The organism is Spiroplasma endosymbiont of Seladonia tumulorum (assembly GCF_964020235.1).
Lineage (GTDB): Bacteria > Bacillota_I > Bacilli_A > Mycoplasmatales > Mycoplasmataceae > Spiroplasma.
Genome location: NZ_OZ026545.1, coordinates 719,926 through 738,420, shown reverse-complemented (window position 1 = coordinate 738,420; position 18,495 = coordinate 719,926). Strand labels below are relative to the sequence as shown.

23 protein-coding genes, 1 pseudogene and 1 riboswitch are annotated in these 18,495 nt (G+C 25.4%); of the genes and pseudogenes, 17 read left to right on the top strand and 7 right to left on the bottom strand.

Annotated elements, in window-relative coordinates; translation table 4 throughout:
• The first annotated feature begins 31 nt into the window (after positions 1-31).
• The 4 genes from AACL22_RS04760 (at position 32) to AACL22_RS04745 (ending at position 3,665) form a co-directional block, all read left to right on the top strand.
• Complete coding sequence (locus AACL22_RS04760) at positions 32-1,054, top strand: ribose-phosphate pyrophosphokinase (protein ID WP_338990013.1); 1,023 nt, start codon at positions 32-34, stop codon at positions 1,052-1,054.
• Between the two features lie 929 nt (positions 1,055-1,983).
• Positions 1,984-2,247, top strand: a complete 264-nt coding sequence (locus AACL22_RS04755) for a hypothetical protein (protein WP_338988671.1) — start codon at positions 1,984-1,986, stop codon at positions 2,245-2,247.
• Complete coding sequence (locus AACL22_RS04750; RefSeq protein WP_338993009.1) at positions 2,214-3,179, top strand: IS3 family transposase; 966 nt, start codon at positions 2,214-2,216, stop codon at positions 3,177-3,179. The genes AACL22_RS04755 and AACL22_RS04750 overlap by 34 nt, the downstream gene beginning before the upstream one ends.
• 99 nt (positions 3,180-3,278) lie before the next feature.
• The gene (locus AACL22_RS04745; RefSeq protein WP_338990011.1) at positions 3,279-3,665 is read left to right on the top strand and encodes a hypothetical protein; all 387 of its coding nucleotides are present in this window, start codon (positions 3,279-3,281) and stop codon (positions 3,663-3,665) included.
• A gap of 82 nt (positions 3,666-3,747) precedes the next feature.
• On the opposite strand, the gene AACL22_RS04740 is transcribed toward AACL22_RS04745, so the two are convergent.
• Both AACL22_RS04740 and AACL22_RS04735 read right to left on the bottom strand, forming a co-directional pair.
• A complete protein-coding gene (locus tag AACL22_RS04740) occupies positions 3,748-4,035 on the bottom strand; it encodes a hypothetical protein (protein ID WP_338990009.1) in 288 nt (95 codons plus the stop codon).
• Positions 4,036-4,178: 143 nt separating this feature from the next.
• On the bottom strand, positions 4,179-4,361 hold the full coding sequence (locus AACL22_RS04735; protein ID WP_338990007.1) for a hypothetical protein: 183 nt from the start codon (positions 4,359-4,361) through the stop codon (positions 4,179-4,181).
• Positions 4,362-5,016: 655 nt separating this feature from the next.
• Positions 5,017-5,211, bottom strand: a riboswitch (cobalamin riboswitch).
• A 150-nt stretch (positions 5,212-5,361) separates the two neighbouring features.
• On the opposite strand from AACL22_RS04735, the gene AACL22_RS04730 reads away from it, so the two are divergent.
• From AACL22_RS04730 to AACL22_RS04695, 8 genes are all read left to right on the top strand, one after another.
• Positions 5,362-6,201, top strand: coding sequence for a Cof-type HAD-IIB family hydrolase (locus AACL22_RS04730; protein ID WP_338990006.1), 840 nt, complete (start codon positions 5,362-5,364; stop codon positions 6,199-6,201).
• 296 nt (positions 6,202-6,497) lie between these two features.
• Entirely contained in the window at positions 6,498-7,415 is a 918-nt protein-coding gene (locus tag AACL22_RS04725) for an alpha/beta hydrolase (protein ID WP_338990005.1), read from the top strand.
• Between the two features lie 20 nt (positions 7,416-7,435).
• The gene (locus AACL22_RS04720) at positions 7,436-8,272 is read left to right on the top strand and encodes an APC family permease (protein ID WP_338990004.1); all 837 of its coding nucleotides are present in this window, start codon (positions 7,436-7,438) and stop codon (positions 8,270-8,272) included.
• Between the two features lie 38 nt (positions 8,273-8,310).
• Positions 8,311-8,805 carry a hypothetical protein gene (locus AACL22_RS04715; RefSeq protein WP_338990003.1) on the top strand — a complete coding sequence of 165 codons (495 nt, stop codon included), beginning with the start codon at positions 8,311-8,313 and terminating at the stop codon, positions 8,803-8,805.
• A 133-nt stretch (positions 8,806-8,938) separates the two neighbouring features.
• Complete coding sequence (locus AACL22_RS04710; RefSeq protein WP_114565262.1) at positions 8,939-9,262, top strand: hypothetical protein; 324 nt, start codon at positions 8,939-8,941, stop codon at positions 9,260-9,262.
• A gap of 179 nt (positions 9,263-9,441) precedes the next feature.
• Complete coding sequence (locus tag AACL22_RS04705; RefSeq protein WP_338989991.1) at positions 9,442-10,014, top strand: hypothetical protein; 573 nt, start codon at positions 9,442-9,444, stop codon at positions 10,012-10,014.
• The gene (locus AACL22_RS04700; RefSeq protein ID WP_338989988.1) at positions 10,001-10,135 is read left to right on the top strand and encodes a hypothetical protein; all 135 of its coding nucleotides are present in this window, start codon (positions 10,001-10,003) and stop codon (positions 10,133-10,135) included. Before AACL22_RS04705 ends, AACL22_RS04700 begins: the two co-directional genes overlap by 14 nt.
• Positions 10,136-10,249: 114 nt before the next feature.
• On the top strand, positions 10,250-10,816 hold the full coding sequence (locus AACL22_RS04695; protein WP_338989986.1) for an MBL fold metallo-hydrolase: 567 nt from the start codon (positions 10,250-10,252) through the stop codon (positions 10,814-10,816).
• Between the two features lie 84 nt (positions 10,817-10,900).
• On the opposite strand, the gene AACL22_RS04690 is transcribed toward AACL22_RS04695, so the two are convergent.
• The 5 genes and pseudogenes from AACL22_RS04690 to AACL22_RS04665 form a co-directional block, all read right to left on the bottom strand.
• Positions 10,901-11,389, bottom strand: coding sequence for a hypothetical protein (locus tag AACL22_RS04690; RefSeq protein ID WP_338989985.1), 489 nt, complete (start codon positions 11,387-11,389; stop codon positions 10,901-10,903).
• A 5-nt stretch (positions 11,390-11,394) separates the two neighbouring features.
• Positions 11,395-11,709, bottom strand: coding sequence for a hypothetical protein (locus AACL22_RS04685; RefSeq protein ID WP_338989983.1), 315 nt, complete (start codon positions 11,707-11,709; stop codon positions 11,395-11,397).
• A gap of 601 nt (positions 11,710-12,310) precedes the next feature.
• Positions 12,311-13,235, bottom strand: a pseudogene (locus AACL22_RS13750) (IS30 family transposase).
• Positions 13,235-13,990 carry an IS3 family transposase gene (locus AACL22_RS04670; protein WP_338993007.1) on the bottom strand — a complete coding sequence of 252 codons (756 nt, stop codon included), beginning with the start codon at positions 13,988-13,990 and terminating at the stop codon, positions 13,235-13,237. Before AACL22_RS04670 ends, AACL22_RS13750 begins: the two are co-directional and overlap by 1 nt.
• 140 nt (positions 13,991-14,130) lie before the next feature.
• Entirely contained in the window at positions 14,131-14,394 is a 264-nt protein-coding gene (locus AACL22_RS04665; RefSeq protein ID WP_338988671.1) for a hypothetical protein, read from the bottom strand.
• A gap of 1,279 nt (positions 14,395-15,673) precedes the next feature.
• Between AACL22_RS04665 and AACL22_RS04660 the strand changes: the two genes are divergently transcribed.
• From AACL22_RS04660 to AACL22_RS04640, 5 genes are all read left to right on the top strand, one after another.
• A complete protein-coding gene (locus tag AACL22_RS04660) occupies positions 15,674-15,958 on the top strand; it encodes a hypothetical protein (RefSeq protein ID WP_338989094.1) in 285 nt (94 codons plus the stop codon).
• Positions 15,913-16,404 carry a hypothetical protein gene (locus AACL22_RS04655; protein ID WP_338989978.1) on the top strand — a complete coding sequence of 164 codons (492 nt, stop codon included), beginning with the start codon at positions 15,913-15,915 and terminating at the stop codon, positions 16,402-16,404. Before AACL22_RS04660 ends, AACL22_RS04655 begins: the two co-directional genes overlap by 46 nt.
• Positions 16,405-16,616: 212 nt before the next feature.
• Positions 16,617-16,775 (top strand): hypothetical protein, encoded by a 159-nt coding sequence (locus AACL22_RS04650; RefSeq protein ID WP_338989005.1) that lies wholly within the window; start codon positions 16,617-16,619, stop codon positions 16,773-16,775.
• A gap of 11 nt (positions 16,776-16,786) precedes the next feature.
• Positions 16,787-17,245, top strand: coding sequence for a hypothetical protein (locus AACL22_RS04645; RefSeq protein ID WP_338989976.1), 459 nt, complete (start codon positions 16,787-16,789; stop codon positions 17,243-17,245).
• Between the two features lie 18 nt (positions 17,246-17,263).
• The gene (locus AACL22_RS04640) at positions 17,264-18,490 is read left to right on the top strand and encodes a hypothetical protein (RefSeq protein WP_338989973.1); all 1,227 of its coding nucleotides are present in this window, start codon (positions 17,264-17,266) and stop codon (positions 18,488-18,490) included.
• Positions 18,491-18,495 lie beyond the last annotated feature (5 nt).

The window sequence follows — 18,495 nt, the reverse complement described above, 5'->3', positions numbered from 1 at the left end:
TATTGGAGTTTAAATGTTTAGAGGAGGACTAATGGAAGAAAAAAGTTTTAGTATATATGGCCTATCTTCTGGAATAAAATTAGCAGACGAAATTTGTAAAATTTTAGGTGTAACAAGACAAGAAATGGAAACTGTTCGTTTTGCTGATGGTGAAATTTTGGTACGGGCAATGAATTCAGTGCGGGGGAAAGATGTTTATATTATTCAATCAACATCTTGACCAGTCAATGAGAATCTAATGGAATTATTAATTGCGATTGATGCTCTAAAACGAGGTAGTGCACAAAACATTAATGTGATCATTCCTTACTTTGGATATGCTCGTCAAGATCGAAAAGCACGTGGTCGCCAACCAATTACATGTAAATTAGTGGCAAATATGTTAACAACAGCAGGGGCAACAAGAGTAATGACTGTTGATTTACATTCACCACAATCAATGGGATTTTTTGATGTTCCAGTTGATGATTTACGCTCAACACAAGAATTAGTAAGAACAATTGTTCGAAAAATTGAAGAAGACCATCTTAAAGAAGAAATAACAATTGTTTCACCAGACCATGGTGGATTAGTACGGGCACGAGATGCGGCTAATCGTTTAGGAAATTTAGCTGGGAATATTGCAGTAATTGATAAGCGCCGTCCAAAACTAAATGTTAGTGAAGTTCAATTTATTTTAGGAGATGTCAAAGACCGTATTTGTTTTATTGTTGATGATATGATTGATACAGCTTGCACAATTTGTAATGCAGCAAAAGCATTAAAACAGCATGGGGCAAAAGCAGTTTATTTATTAGCATGCCATGGAGTATTTTCACCCCCAGCAAAAGAGCGTTTAACAGAACTTATTAATGATGGGACAGTTAAAAAGGTTATTGTTACAAATACAATTGATATTAATCAAGATCGATTATTTGATGGGTTAGAAGTCATTTCAATTGCTGATTTAATTTCACAGATGATTAGAGCAATGATTGAAAAACGTAGTTTATCATATGTTTATTCAAAATGTAATGAGCAAATAAAAAAAATAATTGAGAAAATAAAAAAATAAAATAGTTGGTAAAGTTTGCATTGTTTAGTTAAGAAATGCAAACTTTTTTTATAACATTTTTTTATTAAGAAAGAGAGTAATTTATTTATGATTAGATAATCAATTTTAAAGTAGTTTTTTGCTATAATTAAATTAAGAAAAAGCTATTTATCCAAATTATTATATTACAATATATCACTAGTTAAAAATATCAAGGAGCAAATAATGATAACTTCAATTTATGGTTATAGACGTATTATTCAAATTATTATTAATATAAGTATTTTAATTTTAATGTTATTCTTATTATTGATTATTAGTTACTATTTATTTACAGCAGTTTTCTTTTTTAAGTACAATATTAGCATTACGATATATGATCCCATTTTTCAAATATTTTTTCTTAATTTTATTTTAAAGGGTTATTATCCATATTTAACTATTGTTCTGTATGGTGTAATTATGAATATTTTTTAATTTTAATATATAGTTTTTTTAACTTAAGTTTTATTATTAATTTATTCTTTTTTAATAAAAAAGAAATTGACAAAATTGTTAAAACAAGCATTAATGTTAATCAAAGAATGAATTTTCATGAAAATATTAGGGAGTGTTGCATATAAACGGGGGTATTACCTAATTTATTTAAAAACAAAAAACTTTTTTCTTTTATAAAAACATAATAACACAAAAAAAATAAAAATACAAAAAATAATTTCATATTTTAACATACTAAAAAATAGTTTAAAAACTAAAATTAAATTATTTTAAATTAACTAAAATTAAATCTCATAATTTTTAAATCCAAAATATTTTTAAATGTTGAAAATGAAAATGTTTTATTCCCATATCCCAAACAAGATTTTGCAACTCTTGAATAGAGTGCACCCAAAAAAGTAAGTAAAATAAAAAAAGATTTTGCTAAATTTTTATAGGGGGTGCATTTTTATATGGCAAAAAAAGGACAAAAATATAACAAATATACATCAGAATTTAGAACAAAAATCATTGAGGAAATTAAACAAAAAAGTTGTTGAATAGTAGCAAAACAATATAATATAAATGCAAATACAGTAGAATCTTGATGAGCAAATCATAAAAAAGGAAAATTAAACAATCCTAAAGGACCTAAAATTTCTTTTGGCAAAAGAAATTTAGAATATTATAAAACAAGGTATGAATTATTAAAAAAGCTCCATGACTTTTACAATTAAGCAAACTAAGAATTGTCTCTTTTATTAAACAAAATTTTTGTGAATATTCAATAAAATTATTACTAGAAGTAACAGGGTTAAAACGTAGTTATTGAGATAAATATAAAAATTATGACAGTAGCAAAAAAGATAAAAAAGCAATAAATGATATTGTAAAAGTCTATGAAGAAAATTTAAAACAATTTGGTTATCGAAGAATTACTAAATATTTAAAGGAAGATTATGGTATAAAATATAATTCAAAAAAAGTTTTAAGAATTATGCGTGATAATCAAATACAATCTGAATATGTAAGAAAAATGAGAAGAAAAATGAAATATAAACAGAATAAAGAAAAAAGCTTATTGCAATATCCTGATTTAATTAATCGTAAATTCAATGATATAAAAACAAGGTTTTCAGTACTATATACTGATGTAACATATTTAATTTGAAAAGGAGAAAGATATTATCAATCAACAATTATTGATGGATATACTAAAGAAATAGTTGATGTAAAGTGATCTAAATATAATGACAATAAATTAGTAATGGATAATTTAAATGATGCAATTAATAAAATAAAATTAATAAAAAAAGATCTGAATGGAATAATAATTCACTCAGATCACGGATATCAATATACATCCACTATTTATCACGATAAATGTTTATCTAACGGTATTACAATTTCAATGGGAAAAAATTACCACTGTGCAGATAATATTGTTATAGAAAGTTTTCATTCATTACTTAAGAAAGCTACAATCCATAATAAAATATATAATTCACATGAAGAATATATACAAGATGTTATAAAATGAAATACATGATATTCAAATCGTAAAGAAAAAGATATAATTAAAAAAATAGTAAATACTTTTTTATTAGTACTTACTAAAATGGGTGCACTTTATATCAAAAGCATCCAGAAGTTAAAGCAGATGGTGTAGTCTTAACAATAGAAGTTTTAAACCATAATTATGATACTTTATTTGGTAATTATTGAGCAACCGGTAGTTTTATAAATGGTTCACATCGAATAAAAACTAATGTTTTGAATATTTAATATTATTGAACATTTAAAAACATATTTACGAGATTTTGTTTATGTTATTGATTTAATTAAAGTACAACTACAACTAAAGAAAATTTATAATTGAGTTTTAAATTTAGAAAATAATATTATAAATTTAAAAGCAAAAATAAAAAACCTACAAACTAAATTAAATTCATTAAATAATTATGATAGACATACTGGGTTTATAACATGTAATAATGTTGGATTTTTAACAGCAGGTGTGTTTGGCATAGCTGCTGGTTTTAGTTTAGTTTTTACTCCTTTGACTACTATTATTGCAACGATTAGTGCAATTGGGGCAGGACTTGCTGGAAGTGTTGCATCTTTATGTGGCATAGCAGAACAAAGAAAATTATAAATTTTACATATCAAATTATACTTTATATGAAAAAATACCAGTTATTCAACTGGTATTTTTTTATTTTTATTTTTCTCATCCGTTAATATTTGTAACTCATTTTCTTGACAATAATTTTTTGTAAATATTTAACAAATTTATTATTGAATAAGTATGGTCAGTTTGGAGATAAAACTTGCATTAATTTATAAATAATTGGATATAAAATTGCACAAATAACAGCATTTCCTGTGCCATGAATAGCATCAAAAACTAAATCTTTAATTCAATAAGTTAAACCAACATTAGGATCATAAAACACAGCAGTTTGAAAAAGCATATAAGGAACCAAAGATATAACCCCCATTAGGGCACAGATAATAATCATCATCCATCATTATCAGTATATTACTTGTTTACAAAGTAACATAATAACTCCATATAAGTTAAAAATAATAAAATACATAATGCTTCAATCGGCAATACCAAAGTACACCATGTTTAAAGTACAATAAACATTAATAATGCCAAAACCTATTGTAATTGTAAAAAAACAATACTAAACATTAAAATAAAGGTGACAAATTCAACGTTTGGTAAAAATGCAAAAGCAATTTTAATGGCTAATGCTAAACTACTAAAAAGAGCAATAACAGTCATTTTTAGAGTTATTTTTAAAGTTGAGGGTCAAATATCTTCTTTTGCTATTTTTTTCATTAGAAAAATTTATTTTTAATTAATTTTTATGTATTAATCTTCGTAATGACAAAACGAAAAACATTATCAACATTAGGCATTAATTTAAGATAATCAACACCTTGTGAACATGCATTATTTTCATATTCACGACACTCAGGATGAATATGAGCAGCATTTTTTTGATTATTGTCCCCACTTTGAATATTAAAATATGCTTCTTTTGAATTAGATAAGGTAATGTTTCCAACACGGGTAAGGAAATTTCCTCAAGTGGTATTAATTAAACCAAAATGATTAGGATATTTACTTAAAACATCACCAAGGTTATTAACATGTTTAACATTTAATCCTTTAGTAAAAAAATGCTATAGTCTTCATTTTGACCAAGAATTGTTACATTATGAGTTCCTTCATAATGATTTTAGCGTTTTGCCTCATAATACTTAGGAATATAATAGATATTTAAAACAATTGCTGTTAATAAAATTAAAGCTGGCAAAAGATAATATAAATATTTTTTTCATGAGAAATTTTTCATTGCGATAATTCCTTTCAAAAATAACTGCAATAAAAACCCATTCTAGCGGAAAAATTATTTTATTTATAAGGGTAAACTATTATTTAAGAATAATAAATTATTTACTCACAAATATCACAATCCCAGGGATATTTATTTTGTCAGGAGCTAACGTCAGGTCTACTGGCTTAGAATCACTTTATTAATTGTCTCTTCCAAAAAAATCTTTTTTTCAGTGAGTAAATAAATACAATGTTCATCATCATTACAGTTGCTGGGACAGCTTGAGAATATTAACTCAATTCCCTTTTCAAAACATTTTTAATGTTTACTGTTAATTCAAATGAAAGCAGAATGCTTTACTTACTAATTATAAACTAAAATATTATAAAAATTTGTTTTTTTGGCTTAATTATTTTTTAGTTTTTATCAATTTTAAAAATAAATGTTTGAACTTTTATAAAATATATTAGAATTATGTTATATAGGAGAAAAATGATTATGCCAGATATTAAATTAATTGCTGTTGACTTAGATGGAACAGCTTTAAATTCTAACGGGGAAATGTCCCCACGTACTTTGCAAGTTTTAAAAGGATTAGTTAGCAAAGATATTAAATTAGTCATTGCAACAGGTCGCCCTTTATATCAATGCAAGGATACTGCCGCAAAGTTAGGTTTAACTGATAGCAATGATTTTACTGTTAGTTTAAATGGGTCTGTTGTAACAAATAATGCCACAAAAGAAATTTTGTTTTGTGATTTTTTGAATCAGCAATTATTGCGAGATATTTATTTAGATGTTATTAAACTTGATTTAAAAACATTAATTATGTTTGATGCTGATCAGTCTTCATTTAATAAAATGCTTTTACATTGTAAAGGATTTGAAGATAAAATAACCAAAAGTTATTTAGCAAGTTTTGCTGCCGTTAAAGATGAAGTAACAGCATGTTTATATTCCACTGATTTTAATATTAATGTTAATAAAATTTATATTAGTAGTTATACCTCTGATATTAATCGGTTTGTCACAAAATGACAAGGAAAGATTGAAATTTCCCAAGAAATTCGCGGAGATCGTTCATCGTTAGAAATTACTAGTTGTAATGTTAATAAAGCAACTGGAATTGCTAAAATTTGTGCGAAGTACCAATTAACATCAAAAAATGTGTTAGCTTTTGGGAATGAACATAATGATGTTGCAATGTTGCAATGAGCTGGAATTGGTATTGCAATGGGGAATGCTCCTGATGATGTTAAAACAATTGCTGATTTAGTGACTGATGATAATGACTATGACGGTATTGCTAATGTAATTGAACAAATGTTTTTATCGTAGTGGGTTAGAATGAAGGTTATTAATATCATTACCAATAAACTTTAATTAAGTTTTTTGTAAAAAATAATATCTTAAATGAATTATTCTTGTTGTATTGATGAAAGGGAAAAAATGAAAGTAGTTACAAAAAAACCAAGTAAAAAAATTATTCTTAATGGGTATCGACAATTTTGTTTTAATTGATGACGAATATTATTAACTGTTTTATTATTTCCAATTATTATTTTTTGATCAAAAAATATGTGCGAGATTTTTTTAATTTTACCCAAAATTATCAACGAACTGGGATGTTAACAATGAATTCAAAAAATTTTGATTTTAATAGTTTTGAAGCATATCATCAAGATCTTATTGCAAAAGAATTAAAGCAATTAAATTTTTGTTTTAACACAATAGAAGAAACACAAATGAAAACCGTAACAATTTTAAACCAACAACAAGAATCCATTAGTGCTCTTTATTTACAACATCCACATTCTCAAAAGTGAGTAATTGGTTTACATGGGTGAACAGAAAACAAATACTTAGCGTTACGACAAGTTTATTATTTTTATCAACAAGGTTATAATGTTTTGACATTTGATAGTGTTGCACACGGTTTAAGCGCTGGAAAATATAGTGGGATTGGTTATTTAAATGTAGAAAACTTAAATGATGTTATTGCATGGATAACAAATAATTTTACCGTCAATGAAATTGGCTTAATTGGAAATAGTATGGGAGCGGCTTGTTTAACAAAATATTTACTAGATCATGGATACCAAAATGCTTTAATTAAATGAGCAATTAGTGATTGTGGGTTTAGTAACTTATTAGTACAATTTCGGTATGTGATGCAATATCGTTATCAGCGTTGTTGATGATTAATTAGTTTTGGTTTAAGAAAGAAATTTAAACAAGAACTTGGTTTTAATCTTTGCCATTATGATTTATTAAAGCATACAGAACGATTAAAAAATTTACCAATGTTAATTTTTCATGGTACTAATGATGATTTTGTCCCTTATTTTATGAGTAAAGAATTTTATACTCAGAAAATTAAATCAGAACCATTAGGACAAAGTCAGTTGGTATCATTATTAAATTTAGGACATGTTGAAGCAATTTCAAAAGGTCATGAAAGTTATTTAGCAGCAATTAAAACATTTTTAATACAACAAGAAAGGAAAAAAAATGAAATTACAAAAAAAAATACGGCTTTTGACAAATTTTAGCCTTAGCCATTTCAACCACATTGGGTTCTTCAATTTTAGTTTCGTTTGGGCAAGTTGCTTTTCAAGCACAATTTAATTTAATTTTAATTATTATTGCATGAATTTTAAGGGGCTTATTAGTTTTACCAGAAATGTTATTATTATCCGAGGGTGCAACATCGTATCCTGAAAATGGGACAAGTTATTATTGAATTAAACGAGCAAAATGGAATGCTTGTTTATTTTGATTTGGATGAATTATGGTGTTATTTGTTAGTGCGACAGCAGTTGCAACTGCTTGTTTAGCTTTTGGGAATATTGTTGTGACATTATTAAAATTAGAAAATCAATGATATGATAAAATGTTTGGGATTTTGATTTTATTTGGTTTAGTTTTAATGCAACTATTGATTAAAAAGAGTAGTGGGTATTCACAAATTATTTTTGCTTTACTAAAGGGTTTACCGATTGTATTAGTATTAATTATTGCAATGGTATATGGTAATACAAGTAGTTTTACGGATGATACAATTAACCAAAATTTAAGTCAAATTTATTTATCTTTCTTTTTATTACTACCAGCAACAGCTATGACGATGTTTGCTTATTCTGGTATGAAAGCAATTACCTATGTTAGTGGAGAAGTTATTAATCCTCGTAAAAATATTCCCCGGGCAATGATTATTGCGACAATTATGATTGTAATTCTTTATATCATTTTAGCAATTAGTTTACTAACAATTAATAAACCGCAGGCATGAATCGGACCGAATGGATTTAATAATGTTTGATATTATGCTATTATGAATAATCCAGCAATTCCACCAGTTTTGAATTATTTATTTTCTATTTTAGCAATTTTTTTGTTGGTTCATTAAATTCATTTTTAGTTTATCATTCGCGGTTGATTTTTAAAATGAGTGAAGAAAAAGATTTTTTTGCTTTTTTTCAAAAAACAACAAAACGAACTAATATGCCATACTTAGCAATGCTATTTTTAGTTATATTAGCAGTTATTTATATTTTATGAACATCATTATTTAATGTTACAAATTATTTTATTTTAGCAGTTAGTGTTTTAAAATTTATTACAATGCTTAGTTTAATTTATTTACGGATTAATGATTCAAAATATGAACCATTATATCAAAAACCACTTTTTATTATCTTAGTTATTTTAGCATTAAGTTCTTGTTTGATTACTTTTATTGGTTCAATCTTAGCAATGTATTATTATGCACAAAATACCCATAATATGTGAGAGTTATGAAATTGTTTACTTATATTAGGTGGCATGTTAAGTGGTTATCCACTTTATTATGTTAAAAAATGATGTGCTCAGAAATTAAAGCCTAAAAAGCAAAAAGACAATATTAATAGCAAAGAAAATGGAGAATCTTTTACAAAATAATCTCTTTAAAAAAAATTTAATGATATAATATTGTTGTTCATATGACAATATAATAAATCTTCCTTTTTTTTCTTTTTAAAATTTAAAGTATGATTTTAGATATTCATTTGAATAAGAAAGGAGGGCAGCAAGAATGTATAATAATAAACCACAACACAGATTTAATAAAAAAAATGAACAATTTATTAACGATGAAAAGTTTTTATTAGCATCAAAACAACCGCAATTAAAAACAGTTACTAGTAAAGATGGACAAATAAGAGATTTATGTGAATTTTGAGTTTTAGATAATGGTGAAGAAGTGCAATGTGTAGTATGAAATGATTTAGCACAAAAATTAAATGCTGAATTTAATCTTGAAAGCTTTACAGCAATTACTATTACTTATAAAAAGAATTTTAATGATTTTACTGGTAAAACTCGTTATAGTGTTCGTGATTTTGCTTTTACTAATTAATTCATTCTTTGATTTTAAAGTAAAACAATAAAAACCCTTTTCAAAGGGTTTTTTTGGAGTTATTAATAAAAGTCTAGTATTAAAGGAATTTAAATTGTGTTTTATTTTGTTAATAAGACTTTTTTAGGGAAAAATGTTATAATAATATTAATTGAAAGCAAAAGGATGATATAAAATTTATGGAGAAAAAATATTTAATTAAAATATTAGCACAAAAGGATGCAACTTTAAATTATAAAACAGCAATGGCTTTGACCCAAAAGGTTTTAGCAGAAGAAACTGGGACTGTTGATCCTAAAATTATTTTACGTTTTAAATGATATCGCCCATCGCAAGAAGTTTTTGAAAGTATTTATTCAACTGCTGTATGAGGAACAAAGATTGCTTTTGAACGTTATCAAGATTTAATTCCTAATATTGCTTTAAAAGATGTTGTTTCTTTCAAAGCTTTATATAAAGGAATTATGAATGTTTTTGTTAAAATTGATGATGAAATCCAAGCTTATGGGGAAAATATAATTGCTATTACTGATTATGCTAATTTATTATTAACCATTATTTCGGAAATAACTAAAACCAATTTTATTCGAACATCTTTTCATGATGAACATCTTGAGAATCCTAATATTAATCCTTTTTTAAGTCATATTTTAGGGGGCAGCATTAGGAATTGCCCGTTGGTTTGGTTATCGAATTCTTCATCAAGATGACGGACATGAATTAATTCAAAAATTATATATGATGAATATTAAAAAAATTAAGGGATTTGACCATGATAATATTAATGACATTTTATTTTTAATTGAAGATTTATTAAATTATATTGAAAAAAACTCTTATTTTATTGAAGAGTTTACCGCAGCAGATCAATAGAATTGTTTCATAAAGGAGAAAAACTTATGGCAAAAATGAAAAACTTTGTAGATGCAACATATGATAACCAAAATGTTTATTTAATTATTAATAATCAAAATGAGGCAATTATGATTGATACATCAAATGCAACAAGAAGAGCAATTGAATATATTAAACAAAAAAAAATTAACCTTAAAAGCATTATTTATTACACATGGGCATATTGACCATTATGATGGCCTTGATAATGTTTTAAAAGAATATCCAGATTTAAAAATTTATATTCAAAAAATTGATTTACGATTATTGTCGCAACATAAGGTTGACGATGAGGCAGGTGCAATTTTAGGTCCAGGAATTAATTATCCATTAACAAACATTGTTGCTTTAAGTGGTGATACTGTTGTTGAAGAAATTGGTTATCACATTGAAGTTTTTCATATTCCTGGTCATACCGAAGGAACTCAAATGTTAAGAATTAAAGCGCTAAATTTAGTGACAACTGGTGCTAGTTTAATGCCTGATAAAACAAGTCCTGGTTATACCGGAGCTATGTGTAATGATAATTACTTTATTACTGAATTACGTCGCATTACTAATTTAGATGCAAAATGACATGTGTTACCTGGGCATAATAAACCATTTCGAATGGCCCATGCTTTTGCTGAAAAAGTAATTACAATAGAAGAAAATGAATAAATTTCTAAAGGGGAAAAGAAAAAGTAGAATCATTCTACTTTTTTCCCCTTTATTTAAGAAAACATTATTCTTGTGAGTAATGCATTACATAAGTGTTAAAATATAAATCTTGTGGTTCAAAACCCAGTTTTTGATACCAAGCACTTGGTTATCTGGTACCACAATACCAACAGTTTGATAATTTGCTTTTTTTGCTTGGTGTAATAAATGCATTAACATTTTCTTTTTATTTTCAGAATTATCATCATTGTCAGTAATTCTAATTACAGCGATTGTTGCTTCAAAAAAGAGAATCCCAGTTGTCATTGGTGTTTCATCTTTAGTTAAGGTTACAGCATAGCAAAGATTGTTAACTTGATCTAATGTAGGATTAGGTTGTGAAGTTGGTAAATCTTTTAATGGTAAATCAGCATCACTAATAATTTTAAGGTTTGTTGTAGTTATTAATTTGGGTTTTTTTTCTTCGCAAAACATTGTTAGATCAGTTATCGGATTAAATTTTTCGTTTTTCAATAATTTACTTTTTGCGGTAAAAGTTTTTAAATCAATCATCATTCCAATTCCGGTTTGCAAATATGTTAAACCATTTTTTCAAAAAATGAACGTTCTGCTTGGTTATTATCAACTGTAATTGTACACCAAATAAATGGTGTTTTTTCTGAATAATATTCATCAATAATTTCACCAGCTTTTGCAAATTGTTCTGATGTTGCTAGATGCGAACTAATAACACCATTAATACTATTTTTTAATTGACGAGTATCAATTTGATAAAAGAAATTGTTACTATCAAGTTTATTTTGTTGTTGTTCATTATCATGCTTTGAATCAACAGTATAATTAATATAATTTACAACCAACTGGTTTATTTTTTCACTATTAAAATTAAACATTTTGAATCCTCCTTTTATTAGTTATAATTTTATCACTTTTTGGTGTTAGAAGAAAAAAATTTAAAAAATAGATTTAAATTTAGTAAAATAATAAGGAAATTATGAAAAATAAAATAATAATGCCTACTTGTACTTTACCTAAAAAATGACTAAAATATATATTATATGATTTGATGTTAAAGGAGTTATACAATGTTTAAATGAAATCCTCGCGTCCATTTTTATTTACGTTTGGGAGCTTTAATTATTTTAAGTTTATTTTTATTGCTTGATTTAATCATAGCAATTTATTATCCACAACCAAAATTTGCACACTTAGGTTATGGTGAAAGAATTTCTAATTATTATTCTTTTTGGGAGTGTTGCATATAAACGGATATTACTTAATTTACTTAAAAACAAGAAACTTTTTTCTTTTATAAAAAATAATAACACTGTAAATTGTACTATGAAGTGTAGCACTCTACTTAATTTTATTATAACACCAATAAAATAAATGTTCAATATAATTTATTTAAAAAAATTTAGTAGTTTTGTTTTAAATTTATGAATTTTGGCACACTGAAAAATAAAATGATTAAAATTTTTATAGGTAATTATATTAAAAATTAAACATTTGTATAAAAACTTCTTTTGAAGATAGTAAATGTAAAGATTTTTTAAGTTTAGAGTTTATTATATTAGCAACTTCTTGATAATAATTTCTTGAATAAATACTTAAATCAATTCCTTTGGAAAATCAATGTCTAAAATCACGAATTGCTCTTTCAACTTTGGGTTTTTGAGTTGGAGTTCCAGCATCACAAAAATATACTTTAGCATTTGTTATTTTTTCAATTTTTTCTCAATCAGCAAATTCTTTGCCTTGATCTGTTATTATTCCTTTGCATCTATCTTTAAAAAATCTGTTAGAAAAAATTCGTTTTAATGCGTTTGTAACTTCTTTTTTTTAATGGTTCAATGATTTTAAATTGCGTTAATTCTTCGATTAAAACTAAACAAACACTATTATTTTTGCCAACCATAGTGTCCATTTGAAATCAACCAAATTCATATTTATCATGTTTTGCTTCTTCAATAGTTCTAAAATTTCTTATTTTACCGCGATTATCAATCCTATTTTTTGTTTTATTTTCTACCATGAAAATACAAATTATATTTTTTGAAATTTAAAAATCCCAAATGAATATATTTATATAAAGTTTTAAAACATACTGGAAATTTAATACCAAACTCTTTTTCATATTTTTTACAGATTTGTTCTGGTGAATCATGAAATTTGTTATATTTTTCATCTAGTCATTCTAAAATATTTAGCAATAATGATGATTTTTTAAAACATTTTTGTCGTTTTTGTAAATAATCTTCGTGTGCTAATTTAGCGTCATATTCATTATCTTTTAACCTTTTTATTTCTCGTCTAATTGTATTGCGATTTTTATGCAATATTTTTACTATTTTAGATATATTGGGTTTACCATTTTTTCTTTTTTTAAAGAATCAAGTTCTAATAAATCTTTTAACATTAGAGTGCACCCATTTTAGTAAGTACTAATAAAAAAGTATTTACTATTTTTTTAATTATATCTTTTTCTTTACGATTTGAATATCATGTATTTCATTTTATAACATCTTGTATATATTCTTCATGTGAATTATATATTTTATTATGGATTGTAGCTTTCTTAAGTAATGAATGAAAACTTTCTATAACAATATTATCTGCACAGTGGTAATTTTTTCCCATTGAAATTGTAATACCGTTAGATAAACATTTATCGTGATAAATAGTGGATGTATATTGATATCCGTGATCTGAGTGAATTATTATTCCATTCAGATCTTTTTTTATTAATTTTATTTTATTAATTGCATCATTTAAATTATCCATTACTAATTTATTGTCATTATATTTAGATCACTTTACATCAACTATTTCTTTAGTATATCCATCAATAATTGTTGATTGATAATATCTTTCTCCTTTTCAAATTAAATATGTTACATCAGTATATAGTACTGAAAACCTTGTTTTTATATCATTGAATTTACGATTAATTAAATCAGGATATTGCAATAAGCTTTTTTCTTTATTCTGTTTATATTTCATTTTTCTTCTCATTTTTCTTACATATTCAGGTTGTATTTGATTATCACGCATAATTCTTAAAACTTTTTTTGAATTATATTTTATACCATAATCTTCCTTTAAATATTTAGTAATTCTTCGATAACCAAATTGTTTTAAATTTTCTTCATAGACTTTTGCAATATCATTTATTGCTTTTTTATCTTTTTTGCTACTGTCATAATTTTTATATTTATCTCAATAACTACGTTTTAACCCTGTTACTTCTAGTAATAATTTTATTGAATATTCACAAAAATTTTGTTTAATAAAAGAGACAATTCTTAGTTTGCTTAATTGTAAAAGTCATGGAGCTTTTTTAATAATTCATACCTTGTTTTATAATATTCTAAATTTCTTTTGCCAAAAGAAATTTTAGGTCCTTTAGGATTGTTTAATTTTCCTTTTTTATGATTTGCTCATCAAGATTCTACTGTATTTGCATTTATATTATATTGTTTTGCTACTATTCAACAACTTTTTTGTTTAATTTCCTCAATGATTTTTGTTCTAAATTCTGATGTATATTTGTTATATTTTTGTCCTTTTTTTGCCATATAAAAATGCACCCCCTATAAAAATTTAGCAAAATCTTTTTTTATTTTACTTACTTTTTGGGGTGCACTCTACATTACTCTTTCTTTAAAAGTAAAATGATGCTTTGTTTTATCCATTTTAAAAAATCCTTTTTATATACAAAGCTAATTATATAGTTTTTTGAGGTTTTGGGCGAGCGGTTGATTTTCTTAAATTTTTGTGATAAAATGACTTACAAGTTAAAAAAATATTTTGAGGTTCTTTCAAACAAATTTGGGAACCTTTATAAAATTCTTCGCTTAACGCTTAGAATTTTTCCAAGTATTTTGAAAAGCGCGGCAAAAGTTTTTTTAAACTTTAAGTAATTTTTCACAAACTTATGAAAATCCCGCGAGCCCAGATTTAGTACAATATAATCAAAATAATAACCATTATAATTCATCTCCTTTCTAAAATAAATAGGCGTCCTGTACGATGAACCGGTAAAAAACAACTCTTGTGAGATTGTTTTTTTTATTTTTATATTAAAAAACATAAATTTATTTGCATTATTCATCGGATAGTATCTTTAAATTTAGAACTTTTATCATAAAAAAACAGATTAAATTCTGTTTTCCCTACACAAAATAAACGATATTTTTATAAATCCTTTCAATAAAGGTATTATCCGATGAATAATGCGGCACTTAAAATTTAATATTTTGATGCTTAAAGATGAATAACTCATCTATGGCACGAAGCCTTAAAGAAAGTGTGAAAGCGATTGGATTTACTACTCCTATTTATTTCTTTAATTCTTGGCAAGATTAATCACTTGCGAAATGTCAGAGCGCGTGTTTTTTGCTTGTTTTCATAAAAAGAGTGCTGTTAAACCGAAAAAAATAATATCGGACACTAAAAAAACAAGAGAGTTGGAACTCCAAAAGGTTATTTTCTTTATATAAAGTTGTCTAGGGATGGATGAAGCGTAATTAATAACTGGGTAAACTGTTTCTTTGTTTATTTCCGTATGGGGGTAAACTCTATCAAAATATCTTATCCCGCCCCCGCTCACCTTCAAAGTGAAGCGGGCGGCGAAGTAATTAAATACTAAAATAAATTATTTACTAAATATCAAAATATTAACCAATAAAGGAATATTATGTTTTTTACAGAAAGGAAAATATTTGATGAAAAAATGAAATAAAAAAATTAAAAATAAATTACAAGAATTAATGATACGAGCTTATCTAGTAACGGTAAATGATATTAATGATGAAATTTGAGCAACAAATAAAAATAATTAAGGAGTATAGATAAATGACAGAATATAAAAGTTTGTATATTAATAAAACTTGAAATGAAATAACAACGTCATTTGATTGAGTTAATTGTCAGCCTGTTAATTGTCGTATTTCACATCATAAAAAGCATTATGATTTGCAATGTTTAGAATGAGCCAAAATGTACTTAATTTTATTTGAAAACAATTGAGATGTAATTGCTTCTTATATGCAACATTACAAAATTAACGATATTTTAGATTTAGCATCAGATGGATGAAAAATATTACAAATTGACAAAAAAATAAAACAAATAAATTAAAATATATTATTGCAATTGACCCTGCTGGAATTGGACAAACTGGTATGATTATTTATAATGTTTTGCAAAAGAAAATAATTAATAATATTACTTTTAATTTTAAAAATGAAGAAGAAGCAATAAATAATATGTATTTAATATTAAATGAGTTTAAAAATAAAATTTGTTCTTATTTAAAAAAAGTTATTGTAATAATTGAAGATTATCAACTTCATAAGGGTTTAAAAATAAAAAATCCATTATCTACTCCTAAATTTATTGGTGGTTTAAAAGTTTTATGTAAATATCTATTTAATTTAAATTATGTTTTACAATCACCAGTTGTTAAAAAAAATTATATTTATAAAGGAAATATTAAAATGACAGAGCACGAACACGATGCTTGAAAACATTTACAATATTTTATAACAGAAGGAGTTGATAAAAATGGCACAAACAAAAAGTAATTTACTTAAAAAATCAATAACTAATAAATCTAAAATAAAAAAGTTAATAAATTAGAATTAACTGTTAGATTACATGAAAACCCAATTAAAACTAAAATTAAGGCACTGGTTGCTGGGGGTGTTGAAGTTGATGCTTGTTCGGCTAAATGTCAGTGAGAAGGATTAAATTACTCAACATTATCAATTTATAATCCGTCAGTTGTATCTGTTTTTTGAAATTAAAAAAAGATGATGAGATAAAAATTAAAGGCTCAGTATTTAATCAGTTAAATATAAAAACCAAACGCTATTTTTTGTCTTTTAGAGTAGATAGTTTTGAAATTATACAAAAAGCGATTAGAAAAAGAACAAATACAAATATTAAAAAATAGGAGGAAAAACAATGGCATTAAAAAATGTAAAATATGTTCTTATAAATGAAAATAATGAACCTATTAAAAATGAAGATGGTAGTTTAGATATTAAAACTGCTGAAATTATTTTAGAAAATACTGTTGAAGTTGAAGAATTTAATGCAAGTAATTTAGAAAATAGTAATCAACAAATCAACGAACTACAAACAAAAAATACTGAATTAACTTCACAAATTGAAGAACAAACAATTCAATTAAAACAAATTGAAGTAATTGATTTTATTAATTCTTTAACTGATAATGAAGATTTTAAAAATGTTTTATTAAAATCTTATGATATTACTGATGATATTGAAATCATTAAAGCACAATTGCAGAGTGTTTATAATGAATTAATTAAGGTACAAACAGTTAATACTGGTGGCGTACCAAAATCAGAAAATAAAGAAAACAATATTTTAGATACAGACAATGTATTTAATAAATAAGAAAGAAGGTATAAAATTATGGCACAAAATCCACAAAGAATATTCGGCGATATTGTTAATCAAGCAACACAAAAAGATTGTGAATCATTTGACCAATGATATTTACAAACTTATCAACAAAAATTTAGCTGAGAGGCATTATTTGCGTGAAAAGAAGCAAATAAGTTTGGTTTAACATATAAAAGAAAGAAAAATATTAAATATAATGAAGGTATAGGAAAAGATGGAAAAGTATTTAATACTGATGACAGTCTTTTAAACTACACTGAAGTAAAGTTTGAAGATGGAACAGTTGAATTAGATACAATTTTAACTTTTGCTCGTAAATTAGACCCCGTAGAAAGTGATTTTAATCCCAATCTTTGGGCGGCTAATATTGAGCAAGCAATGGATACTGAAGTTGCTTATAAACGCAATAAAATTTTAGAAATTATTAATAAAGGAACTGTTACAACTATTCAAGAACAAAAAGCAGATGATACAAATGCTTTACAAATCCACGATGAAATTATGGATAAAATATATGAAAATGGATTTACCTCATCAGAAACAGTAGTCTTGGGTTCGGTTGATTTTATTCGTGGAATTCGTAATAAATTACAGTTACAACTTGGCGCAAATGACCAAATAAATAGCGCAATTGAAACAAGTGGAGCAATGAAAACTGTTGAAGGAACAACATATTATATGGTTCCTAAAAAATTACCAATTATTAATAAAGATGGTTCAGAAGGAACAATTGAATTATTACCAAACGGAGTTAATGCAATTGCCTTTAAATTTAGTAAAAAATATGACCCTCTTATTTTACGTAAAAAAGACCATACTCCGCTAAGGGTTGGTGCTGCTGCGTTAGGTACTGGAATGGGTAATACTTTGATTATGGAAAGAGTTTTATATTTAGGTGGAGCAGTAGTTGAACCTAAAGGAATTATTAAACATATTGTTACAAAAATTGATATTAGTAAAATTAATAAATTAGATAAACCAACTATTCATGTTGCAAATCCAACACAAACAACAGCAGAACAGTTAAAACCACAATTTAAAGATGTTGTTTTAAAAGCAGTTAAAGCCGTAAATAGTTCTTTAACTGAAAGTGATTTTGATTACTTTATTGAAAGTAAAGGTGAAGATTGACCAATTAATATTACAAATGATAAAACTGTTTCTGTTCAAATTGAAGGTAAAAACAACGCTACTGGTCAAACATCTCCGATTGATGTTAAAATTAAAAATTCTTAATAGTA